Source organism: Nonomuraea sp. NPDC001684, assembly GCF_053596515.1.
This window is the reverse complement of sequence record NZ_JBSFGJ010000086.1, coordinates 17,810-27,987: the sequence shown is the minus strand read 5'-3', so window position 1 is coordinate 27,987 and position 10,178 is coordinate 17,810. Positions and strand designations below refer to the sequence as shown.

8 protein-coding genes are annotated in these 10,178 nt (G+C 72.7%); 4 read left to right on the top strand and 4 right to left on the bottom strand.

All coding sequences use genetic code 11. The annotated features are described in order from the left end of the window. Positions 1 to 392 precede the first annotated feature (392 nt). Positions 393 to 1,211, bottom strand: coding sequence for a 2-hydroxyacid dehydrogenase (locus tag ACWCSD_RS18305; protein ID WP_397164555.1), 819 nt, complete (start codon positions 1,209 to 1,211; stop codon positions 393 to 395). A 125-nt stretch (positions 1,212 to 1,336) separates the two neighbouring features. Here ACWCSD_RS18305 and ACWCSD_RS18300 point away from each other — a divergent pair, with 125 nt between their 5' ends. Further along, complete coding sequence (locus ACWCSD_RS18300) at positions 1,337 to 2,455, top strand: PQQ-dependent sugar dehydrogenase (RefSeq protein WP_449916230.1); 1,119 nt, start codon at positions 1,337 to 1,339, stop codon at positions 2,453 to 2,455. On the opposite strand, the gene ACWCSD_RS18295 is transcribed toward ACWCSD_RS18300, so the two are convergent. The 3 genes from ACWCSD_RS18295 to ACWCSD_RS18285 form a co-directional block, all read right to left on the bottom strand. Beyond that, entirely contained in the window at positions 2,452 to 4,335 is a 1,884-nt protein-coding gene (locus tag ACWCSD_RS18295) for a VanW family protein (protein WP_449916228.1), read from the bottom strand. The genes ACWCSD_RS18300 and ACWCSD_RS18295 overlap by 4 nt on opposite strands. Positions 4,336 to 4,535: 200 nt before the next feature. Next, a complete protein-coding gene (locus tag ACWCSD_RS18290) occupies positions 4,536 to 5,198 on the bottom strand; it encodes a response regulator (protein ID WP_358288670.1) in 663 nt (220 codons plus the stop codon). Continuing rightward, the gene (locus ACWCSD_RS18285) at positions 5,195 to 6,760 is read right to left on the bottom strand and encodes a sensor histidine kinase (protein ID WP_358288672.1); all 1,566 of its coding nucleotides are present in this window, start codon (positions 6,758 to 6,760) and stop codon (positions 5,195 to 5,197) included. Before ACWCSD_RS18285 ends, ACWCSD_RS18290 begins: the two co-directional genes overlap by 4 nt. A gap of 144 nt (positions 6,761 to 6,904) precedes the next feature. Here ACWCSD_RS18285 and ACWCSD_RS18280 point away from each other — a divergent pair, with 144 nt between their 5' ends. From ACWCSD_RS18280 to ACWCSD_RS18270, 3 genes are read left to right on the top strand one after another with little or no spacing between them, the layout of a single operon-like run. After that, a complete protein-coding gene (locus ACWCSD_RS18280) occupies positions 6,905 to 7,876 on the top strand; it encodes a tripartite tricarboxylate transporter substrate binding protein (RefSeq protein WP_357973258.1) in 972 nt (323 codons plus the stop codon). Then, positions 7,876 to 8,361, top strand: coding sequence for a tripartite tricarboxylate transporter TctB family protein (locus ACWCSD_RS18275; protein WP_397194637.1), 486 nt, complete (start codon positions 7,876 to 7,878; stop codon positions 8,359 to 8,361). Before ACWCSD_RS18280 ends, ACWCSD_RS18275 begins: the two co-directional genes overlap by 1 nt. 1 nt (position 8,362) lies before the next feature. After that, the gene (locus tag ACWCSD_RS18270) at positions 8,363 to 9,886 is read left to right on the top strand and encodes a tripartite tricarboxylate transporter permease (protein WP_397164546.1); all 1,524 of its coding nucleotides are present in this window, start codon (positions 8,363 to 8,365) and stop codon (positions 9,884 to 9,886) included. The last annotated feature ends 292 nt before the right edge of the window (positions 9,887 to 10,178 follow it).

The window sequence follows — 10,178 nt, the reverse complement described above, 5'->3', positions numbered from 1 at the left end:
AGACCCCGCCGAAGAGCTGCTCGAAGCCGCCTACAAGGAGATCGCGCGATGATCCTCGTGCTCAACGGCCCCAACCTGAGCCGGCTCGGCACCCGGCCACCACTCCGGCCGCCCCTGCGGCGGCCAGCGGCGCCCGTGGATCACGCCAGCGGATCACAGTCGTTGCCCATCCTGTCTTGAACCCTGCACCAGTGACCGCCGAAGCCCGGCGCTCACATCGCCAGTGTGTGCGGTCGCGGATGCGCGGGTGGTGACAACGCCGATGTCGTCACCGATCTGATAACCACACAGACCAATTTCCGCCAAGAGTTCCTTGACAGCGAGTCAGGAACTCCCTGCAGACGCCACCGTACGCACGAAAGGTCACGGACCAGCCACGTTCCGGGATCCTCTCAATACGAGTCGGTAATGACGTTGATCAACTCTTCACCTGCGAGGTAGCGCCCGAGCTGCTCGCGGATCAGCCGGAGCGTGCGCCGCACGGAGGCGGGGGTGCTGCCCGCGATGTGCGGCGTGATCAGCACGCCCGGAGCGCTCCAAAGGGGGTGGCCCTGCGGCAGCGGCTCGGGCGCGGTGACGTCGAGCGCGGCGCGTAGCCTACCGGTTTTGAGCTCGGCGATCAGGGCTTCGGTGTCGACCACGCCGCCCCTGGCCGCGTTGACCAGGACGGCGCCGTCCTTCATGCGGGCCAGGAAGGCGGCGTCGACCATGCCGGCGGTGTCGGGCGTGGCGGGCACGAGCAGGACCACGACGTCGGCCGACGGCAGCAGCGCGGGCAGCTCCTCCATCGCGTGCACGCCCTCGCGCGCGCTCCTGGCCACCCGGACGACCTCGACCTCGAAGCCGCTCAGCCGCCGCTCGACCGCCGCGCCGATGGACCCGTGGCCGACGATGAGCACGGTGGAGTCGGCCAGCACGCCGGTGTGGTGGTAGGTCCACTCGCCGCGGCGCTGGGCGTCGGTGAATCCGGGGAACTCCCTGAGCACCGCGATCATCGCGCCGACCGCCCACTCGGCGGTGCCGGCGTCGTGCACGCCGCGGGCGTTGCACAGCACCACCCCTTCGGGCAGGTGCGGCCGGTACGGCTCCACCCCCGCGGTGACGGTCTGCACCAGCCGCAGCGAGCGCATCCGCGCCAGCGTCCCCGGCACGTCGGGCACCACGACCAGCGGCGGGATCCAGACCTCGACGTCCTCGATGCCGTCCGGCATGGCCGAACCATCGTAGACAGTGCATTCGACGCCTGGAATGTCAGACAGGACATCCGCCGCCGCTTCGGACGGAACCCAGATCTTCATGCCGAGAACCTTACGACCCGCGGGGAAGTATGGAACACATGAGGAAGCTCTGGACGATCGTGCTCCTGGCCGCGCTCCCCGCCTGCTCGGCCGGCGGCGAGGCGCCGACGGCCGAGGACCCGGCGGCCTCCACCCCGGCGGCATCCACCCCGACGGCCTCCATCCCCACGACCGGGGCCCCGACGGCCAAGGCTCCGACGGCCAGGGCGCCCCGCGCCCCCAAGGACGTGGCGACCGGTCTGGCCGTGCCGTGGGCGATCGCGTTCCTGCCCGGTGGCGACGCCCTGGTCACCGAGCGGGACACGGCCAGGCTGCTGCGCGTCACCCGCGCGGGCAAGGTCACCGAGGTCGCCCGGATCGGCGACGCGCGGCCCGGCGGCGAGGGCGGCCTGCTGGGCGTGGCGGTCAAGGACCGGCAGGTCTTCCTCTACTACACCGCCGAGCAGGACAACCGGATCGTCCGCTACCGGCTCGGCGACGACGGCCTCGGCGACGAGCGGCTCCTCGTGCGAGGCATCCCCAAGGGCGGCATCCACAACGGCGGCCGGCTCGCCTTCGGCCCCGACGGCTACCTGTACGCCACCACCGGCGAGACCGGCGACCGCGGCCTGGCCCAGCGGCGCGACTCGCTCGGCGGCAAGATCCTGCGCATGACCGTGGACGGCGCCCCCGCCCCCGGCAACCCGTTCGGCACGCTCGTCTACAGCTACGGCCACCGCAACGTCCAGGGCCTGGCCTGGGACACCGCGGGCCGCCTGTACGCCTCCGAGTTCGGCGCCGACACCTACGACGAGATCAACCTGGTCCGGCCGGGCGCCAACTACGGCTGGCCGGTGGTCGAGGGCAAGGGGAAGGACGCCCGGTTCGTCAACCCCATCGTCACCTGGTCCACCGGCGAGGCGTCGCCGTCCGGCATGGCGTACGCGGACGGCGCGCTGTGGGTGGGCACGCTGCGCGGCCAGCGGCTGTGGCAGGTGCCGCTGGCCCGGGACGGCTCGCCGGGCGCGCCGGTGGCCCACTACACCGGCCGCTACGGCAGGCTGCGCGCGGTCACCGCGGCGCCCGGCGGCGGCCTGTGGGTGAGCACCAGCAACAAGGACGGCCGGGGCTCACCGCGTCCGGGCGACGACCGCATCCTGGCGGTTGCCACGTCCTAGCCGGCCGCGCCGCAGGTGAGCGCGGTCTGCGGCCGGTACTTGGTGACCAGCTTCTTGTCCTTCTTCACGATCTCGCCGTCCTTGTGGAAGACGCGGGTGACGTCGATCGTGAAGCCCTGCTGGCCGGTGGTCGGCACGCAGCCCGGCTCGCTGCTGGTCGCCCGGCCGAACGGCTTGAAGTCGCGCCGCTCGGACTCGACCGCCTCGACCTTGTCGTAACGCTTGGTGCTCCACAGGGTGACGCTGACCGTCGTGGCGGTGGTGGCGGTCTTGATCAGCACGCCGTACTCGGAGTCGTTGCGCCACTTGAGGTCGCGGTCGGGGTAGAGCAGCGCCACGTCGCGCCCGGCCGGGTAGGAGGGCGCGTAGTAGTCCATGGGCTCGTGCTCGACCAGGTCGAAGCCGCCGAGGAAGGCCGCGTTGTACATGGTGGTGGCGAACTGGGAGACGCCGCCGCCGACGATGTCGACCATCCGGCCGCCGACGATCTGACCGGCCCGGACGTAGCCGTCCTCGACCGTGCGCTCGCCGGTCGCCTCGTTGAGCGAGAGCGTCTCGCCCGGCTTGACCAGCCTGCCGTCCAGTTCCTGGGCCATGCGGCGGATGTTGGTGACGCGCGGCGGGCAGCAGTCGAAGGACGTGCTGAACGTGCCGACGTTCTCCTTGATGCCGAGGCCGCGGATCTGGCTCGTGGTGACCTCCGGGGTGACCACGCCGAGCTTGACCTCCACGGTCCGCGGGCCCGCGGAGGCGAGCAGCTTCTCGACGTCGCGGGCCAGCAGCTTGGCGTTCACGCCCCGGCCCTTGCGGGCGGGCACCAGCACCGGCTTGTCGCCGACGATCTGGTACGTCGCGTCGCGCGGCTGCTGGGTGGCGTCCACGAGGCTGTTCTCCACCGGCGCGAGCGCGGCCTCCGCGTCGAACTGGGGGACGAGCGCGCCGTCGCCGCCCGGCACGTAGGTCAGGTGGGCGGCGATCATGGCGGGGGTGAGCTGGGCCTGCTTGCCGGCGAGGGTCAGCGTGACGGGCGCGGAGACGGCCTTCCTGGCCGCGGCCAGGGCCGACTCGACGCTCTCGGCCGAGGTGGCGGGCTTGGCCGGGCGCATGGAGAGCACCACGGCGCCGCCGCCGCGCAGGAACGCCTCGCCGATCCGGCGCACGGCGTCGTCGCGGTCGAGGAGCACGCCGTCCTCGGGCATGCGGGCCTTGGGCTCCAGCCCCGAGAAGGTCACCCTGCCCTCGCGGGCCTGCTTGTCCACGCCTTCGGCCAGGCCCTCGACGGTCCTGGTGAGCTGGGAGGAGTCGATGGTGATCTTCGGCGGGACGTCGGTCGTGCCGGTCAGGCCGCGCCAGACCTCGACCGGGCCGGGGAAGCCGCTGGGGGCCTGCCCGATGGTGCCGACCACGTCGAGTTCGAGACCGGCCTCGTCGGGCTGGACGGTGTCCTTCTTGCCGTTGATGTTCACCGTGACCGGCCGGCTGAGCCTGGGGCCCAGCTCGGTGCGCAGCTTGTCGGCCGCCTGGGTGACGGTCAGGCCGCCGATCTCCACGCCGCCCACCCGGGTGCCGCGCAGCACGGCCCCCGACATCATCACGGCCGGCACCACGTACGCCAGCGTGGCCAGGACGAGCACCAGCACCAGCACCCCGGGCAGCAGGCGACGCCGGCGGACGGGCTCCGGCTCGAAGGCGGCCGGCCGGTCACCGCTCCCCCCGAACACGGGGGCGGGCCCAGCGGGGTCCTTGTCCTTCATCGGCCACGGCTGCGCGGGAGGCGCCTTCGGTGGCAGCGCGCCGCCGGTCTGACCGCCGGGCGCGCTCGGTCCGGGGGCCGGCCGGGGCTCCTGCTGGTCCTGCGGGCCGAAGATGTCACGGGACACGCCCGGAGGTAATCCTTCGATCCGCGGCTTCTTGGAGACACCCGACGTGGGCATCGGCACCGAGGCGAACGGGTCCGTCGGTGATTCGATCGGTCCGGCGTTTCGCACGCCTCAATCTCCTCCCGGTCCGCAGCCAAGTCTCAGGCAACAGTAAGGCACGAGTATCCGACTATGTCACCAGAAACGAATACGGAAGTGTGTCAACCTAGCCACCGGTAGCGATGTTCCGGTCGCCCGGCGGTGCCGTACCTGGGGTGGAGCTCGGCCCGGCCGGACGCGCACAGGTGCTCCAGGTACCGCCGCGCGCTCACCCTCGACAGGCCCGTGAGCTCGGCCGTCTCGGCCGCCGACAGGTCGCGCCCGGCCTCGCGCAGCGCCTGCGCCACCAGCGCGCAGGTGGCCGCCGACAGGCCCTTGGGCACCGGGACGGGCTGCTTGGGCGCGCCGAACAGCCGGTCCACGTCGTCCTGGCGGGCCTGGGGGCCGATGGCGGTGAGCCGCCTGCGGGTGTCGGCGTACTGGCGCAGGCGTTCGGTGAGCGCGGCGGCGGTGAACGGCTTGATCAGGTAGTTGACCGCCCCGCCGCGCATGGCCTCCCTGACCGTGGCGACGTCGCGGGCGGCGCTGATCATCAGGACGTCCACGTCGTCGATGGCCTTGAGCACCTCCAGGCCGGACATGTCGGGCAAGTAGATGTCGAGCAGGACCAGATCGGGCCGGAGCTCGGCCACGGCGGCGAGCGCGTCGGCCCCGGTGTGCGCCACGGCGACGACCTCGAAGCCGGGCACGCGCGAGACGTAGCCGCCGTGGATCCGGGCGACCATGAAGTCGTCGTCCACCACCAGGACCCGTACGTCGTTCACGCGTGGGCCTCGGCGGGCAGCAGGGCGGTGAAGACGGCGCCGCCGGCGTTGCGCACCCGGACCCAGCCGCCCCGGCGCAGGCACGCCTGCCGGGTCAGCGCCAGGCCCAGGCCACGCGGCCCCGACAGGGCGGCCTTCGTCGTGAACCCCTCCCTGAAGACCTCCTCCACCAGCTCGGGGGTGATGCCGGGGCCCGAGTCGCCGACGCGGACGTGCAGCCCTTCGGCGTCGGCCACGACCGAGACCTCGATCGTGCCGCCCGCGCCGTCGAGCGCGTCGATCGCGTTGGCCACCAGGTTCCCGACCACCAGGACGGCGTCCTGCGGGTCGCCGAGCGCGCCCTCCGGCACGGCGGAGTCCTCGGCCAGCACCAGCCGCGCCCCGCGCTCGGCCGCCTCGGCCGACTTGGCCAGCAGCAGCGCGGCCAGCGTGGGGTCCTGGACGCGTTCGCGCAGGCCGGTGGCGTACGCGCCGGCCGTGGTGCGGGTGATGAAGCCGATCGCGGCCTCGTGCTCGCCGAGCTCCAGCAGGCCGACGACGGTGTGCATGCGGTTGGCGAACTCGTGGGCCTGGGCCCGCAGGGCCTCGGTCGCGCTGCTGGTGTCGTCCAGCTCGCGGGCCAGGCGGACCAGCTCGGTGCGGTCGCGCAGGGTGACGACCCAGCCGCGGTGCCGGCCGCGTACCGCGACCGGGGTCCTGTTGAGCACCAGCACGCGCTCGCCGTGCAGCACCACGCGGTCCTCGCCCGGGTCGGCGCCGGTCAGCACGTCGCGCATGCGCTCGGAGACCGGCATGCGGGTCACGTCGGTCCCGAGGTCGCCGAGCAGGTCGCGGGCGGCGTCGTTGACCAGCGTGACCCGCCCGGCCAGGTCGAGGGCCAGCACGCCCTCCTTCACGCCGTGCAGCACGCCCTCGCGCTGCTCCAGCAGCGCGGCGATCTCGCGCGGCTCCAGCCCGAACGTCTGCCTGCGCACCCGGGCGGTGATCAGCGCGGCCAGCGCCAGGCCGGCCAGCAGCACGGCCAGCGCGGTCCAGATCAGCGGCGGCAGCGCGCCGCCGAGCTGGCCGGTGACCGTGGTCTGGAGCACGCCGACCGACACCAGGCCGATGACGTTGCCGTATTCGTCGCGGATGGGGGTCTTGCCGCGGACCGTGGTGCCGATCGTGCCCGTCTCGGTGCCGACCCAGCTGCGGCCCGTACGCAGGACCGCGGTGCCGTCGGTGGACAGCCGCTTGCCGATCAGGGCGGCGTTGGGATGGGCGTAGCGCTTCTGCTCGGCGTTGGCGATGGCCACGTAGTCGGCTCCGGTCTCGTGCTGGACGCTGAGCGCCAGCGGTTGCAGCACCGACTCCGGGTTCTCCAGCCTGAAGGCGTCGCGCACCTGCGGAAGGGCGGCCACCGACTGGGCGATGGCCAGGGCGCGCTGCTGGTGCAGCGCGTCGAGCTGCTCCCTCGTGTGCCCCGCCCACACGCCTGCCGTGCCGCCGACGGCGAGCAGCACGATCACCATCTGGAGCACGAACAACTGGGTGCCGAGGGGGGCGTCGGTAACCCTGCGCACGCCCACATGGAAACAAAGCCAGGTCACGGCCAGGTCGCGACCAATACGACCACTATGACGGCAACCGCCCAAAGCCTCGACCGGGCAGGGAACGGGCATCACCATCGCAGGCCAACGACTGTGCGAATCCCCCTTGGAGTGATCATGCGCTTGCGCGTATTCGCCGCCGCTCTGGCGGCACTCTCCGTCGCCGCCCTGTCCGGCTGCGGCGAGACCGGCGCCTCCGGCGGCGACGGCTCCCTGCGGATCATGGCCCCCGCGGCGGCCGGCGGCGGCTGGGACCAGACCGCCCGCACGGCCGAGCAGGCGCTCAAGACGGCCGACCCCAAGCGCAAGGTCGAGGTCTACAACGTGCCGGGCGCGGGCGGCACGATCGGCCTGGCCCAGCTCGCCGGCGAGAAGGGCAACGGCAACCTGCTGATGACCATGGGCCTGGTCATGGTCGGCGCGATCGAGCAGAACAAGTCGAAGGTCACCCTGGCCGAGACCACCCCCATCGCCAAGCTGACCGAGGAGTACGAGATCGTCGTGGTCCCGGCCGACTCCCCGTTCAAGACGCTGGCCGACATGGTCGCCGCGTGGAAGGCCGACCCGGCGAAGGTCTCCGTCGCGGGCGGCTCGGCGGGCGGCACCGACCACATCGTGGCCGGGCTGATGGCCAAGGCCGCGGGCGTGGACCCCAAGCAGGTCAACTACATCGCCCACTCCGGCGGCGGCGAGGCGCTCAACGCGCTGCTGGGCAGCAAGGTCAGCGCGGGCATCTCGGGCGTCGGCGAGTTCGCCGAGCACGTGAAGTCCGGCAAGCTGCGGGCGCTGGCCGTCAGCAGCGGCTCGCGCGTCGCCGGCCTCGACGCGCCGACGCTGAAGGAGGGCGGCCTGGACGTCGAGCTGGCCAACTGGCGCGGCTTCGTCGCCCCCGGCGGTCTGGACGACGCCGCCAAGAAGTCCCTCACCGACCTGGTCACCAAGATGCACGACTCCCAGCCCTGGAAGGACGCCGTCGCCAAGAACGGCTGGATCGACTCCTTCCAGACCGGGCAGCAGTTCGCCGACTACCTGAAGTCCGAGGAGACCAAGGTCAAGGGCATCATCGCCGAAATGGGGCTCGTGTCCTGATGGCTCGCCGGTGGCGGCCCGAACTCGGGCTGGCGGTCGTGGTGCTCGGGCTGGGCGTGTTCGTGATGGTCGGCACGCTCGACGTCTCGGCCGCGGCCTCCCAGCTCGGCCTCGGGCCGCGCTTCTTCCCCATGCTGGTCGGCGCGGCCATGGTGCTGATCGGCCTGTTCTACGTGATCGACGTGCTGCGCGGCGGCGCCGGCGACCCCGAGGAGAGCGAGGACGTGGACGCGGACGCGCCCACCGACTGGCGCAGCGTCGGCCTGGTCAGCGGCGTCTTCCTGGCCTTCGCCGCGCTCCTCGACGTGCTCGGCTGGGTCATCGGCGCGAGCCTGCTGTTCTTCGGCCTGTCGGTCGTGCTCGGGGCCGAGCACAAGCTGCGGGCCGCCGTGGTGGCCGTGGTGCTCGGCGTGACGACGTACCTGCTGTTCGTCAAGGGCCTCGGCGTCTCGCTGCCGGCCGGCCCGCTCGGCGGGGTGATCTGAGATGGGCTCGCTCCAGCTCCTCATGGACGGCTTCGCCGCCGCCCTCACCCCCGTCAACCTGCTGTACGCCCTGATCGGCGTCACCCTCGGCACCCTGGTCGGCGTGCTGCCCGGCATCGGGCCCGCGATGACCGTGGCGCTGCTGCTGCCGATCACCTTCACCGTGCCGCCGGCCAGCGCGTTCATCATGTTCGCCGGCATCTACTACGGCGGCATGTACGGCGGCTCGACCACCTCCATCCTGCTCAACACGCCCGGCGAGTCGTCCTCCATGATCACCGCCCTGGAGGGCAACAAGATGGCCAGGCGCGGACGGGCGGCGCAGGCCCTGGCCACGGCGGCCGTCGGGTCGTTCGTGGCGGGCACGATCGCCACCGCGCTGCTGGTGGTGGCCGCGCCCGCCGTGGTGAGCTTCGCGATCTCGTTCGGCCCCGAGGACTACTTCGCGCTGGCGATCCTGGCCTTCACCGCCGTGTCGTCGGTGTTGTCCCGCTCGGTCGTGCGCGGGCTGGCCTCCCTGGGGCTGGGGCTGGTCATCGGGCTGATCGGCATCGACCAGCAGACCGGTCAGGCGCGGCTCACGCTGGGCGTCCCGCAGCTGCTCGACGGCATCGACGTGGTGATCGTCGCGGTCGGCCTGTTCGCGGTCGGCGAGGCCCTGTACGTGGCCTCCCGGCTGCGGCACGCCGCGCCCGAGGTGGTGCCCGTGGGCCGGGCGTGGATGGGGCGCGCCGACTGGCGGCGCTCGTGGTTGCCGTGGCTGCGCGGGACCGCGCTCGGCTTCCCGTTCGGCGCGCTGCCCGGCGGGGGCGCGGAGATCCCCACGTTCCTGTCGTACGCGGCCGAGAAGCGCCTGGCCAAGGGCGTGGCCAAGGAGGAGTACGGCAAGGGCGCCATCGAGGGCGTCGCGGGCCCGGAGGCGGCCAACAACGCCTCGGCCGCCGGGACCCTGGTCCCGCTGCTCACGCTGGGCCTGCCCACCTCGGCCACGGCCGCCATCCTGCTGGCCGCCTTCCAGCAGTACGGCCTGCAGCCCGGCCCGCAGCTCTTCGACCACAACCCGGCCCTGGTGTGGGCGATGATCGCCTCGCTGTTCGTCGGCAACACGATGCTGCTGGTGCTGAACCTGCCGCTGGCTCCCCTGTGGGCCCGCGTCCTGCGCATCCCCCGGCCGTACCTGTACGCCGGGATCGTGCTGTTCGCCGCGCTCGGCGTCTACGCCCTGAACGGCACCGTCGTGGACCTGTTCGTCCTGTACGTGCTCGGCCTGCTCGGGTTCTCCATGCGCCGCTTCGGCCTGCCCGTCGCGCCCGCGGTGATCGGCATGATCCTCGGGCCGATGGCCGAGATCCAGCTCCGCCGCGCGCTCGCCATCGGCGCGGGCGACGTCAGCGTGCTGGTACGCAGCCCGATCGCGGCCGTGCTCCTCGTCCTGGCCCTGCTCGCGCTGCTCACACCGGTGTTTCGGCGGCTGATGGCACGCCGGGGCGTCGATGCGGTCACACCCGTGTCACGCGAGGACTGACCGGCCCGCCCGCCGGGAACGTCGCCCGGTGGTTCTTGGGACCCGCCTTCCGACGGCTGCACGCGCGGAAGGCACGGCGCCCGCGAGCGCCCCCTCGGTGGCCCCGCCGATATGTCCGGATCGGCGGGCCCACCGGGGGCCCGCCGACAGCTCGGTGGTGGCGGGGCCACCGAGGGCCCCGCCGCTGTGCACGGACCCGCGAAACCACCACGGGTCCTGCGGATGTGCACAGCCGCGGAACCACCAAGGGCCCCGCGGATGTGAACGGATCCGCGGAACCACCAAGGGCCCC

Bases quoted from the DNA above. Each gene is read 5' to 3' on its own strand.
- ACWCSD_RS18280 (WP_357973258.1), top strand. From the start codon at position 6,905: ATGCGCTTGCGCGTATTCGCCGCCGCTCTGGCGGCACTCTCCGTCGCC.
- ACWCSD_RS18300 (WP_449916230.1), top strand. From the start codon at position 1,337: ATGAGGAAGCTCTGGACGATCGTGCTCCTGGCCGCGCTCCCCGCCTGC.
- ACWCSD_RS18305 (WP_397164555.1), bottom strand. From the start codon at position 1,211: ATGCCGGACGGCATCGAGGACGTCGAGGTCTGGATCCCGCCGCTGGTC.
- ACWCSD_RS18270 (WP_397164546.1), top strand. From the start codon at position 8,363: ATGGGCTCGCTCCAGCTCCTCATGGACGGCTTCGCCGCCGCCCTCACC.
- ACWCSD_RS18275 (WP_397194637.1), top strand. From the start codon at position 7,876: ATGGCTCGCCGGTGGCGGCCCGAACTCGGGCTGGCGGTCGTGGTGCTC.